The following is a 255-nucleotide window of genomic DNA, read 5'->3' on the forward strand; positions in this document are numbered from 1 at the left end:
GTCCACCGCCGTCGATGACTTTCTGTCCCAGCGCTTCCAGGAAGAACGATTTGCCGGTTCCCGCGGGCCCACAGATGGCCAGGTTCTCCTTCCGCCCCACCCACTCCAGCGTCGACAGCGCCTGCTGCGTGGGTACAGGAATCGATGACACTTCCTCATCCCAGGACTCGAACGTCTTGCCCGTGGGAAACCCGGCCTGCTTCCGCCGGGTCGCTAACATCGCCGCCGATCGGCCACGAGATTCCTCGACTAACA

At 63.1% G+C, this 255-nt stretch carries 1 protein-coding gene; it reads right to left on the reverse strand.

What is annotated here, in order from left to right:
* Positions 1 to 255: ATP-binding protein (locus tag ACPUD7_RS17930; RefSeq protein WP_425120665.1), on the reverse strand; the 255-nt coding region annotated here is incomplete at both ends.

The organism is Brevibacterium sp. FAM 24630 (assembly GCF_049804075.1).
Classification (GTDB): domain Bacteria; phylum Actinomycetota; class Actinomycetes; order Actinomycetales; family Brevibacteriaceae; genus Brevibacterium.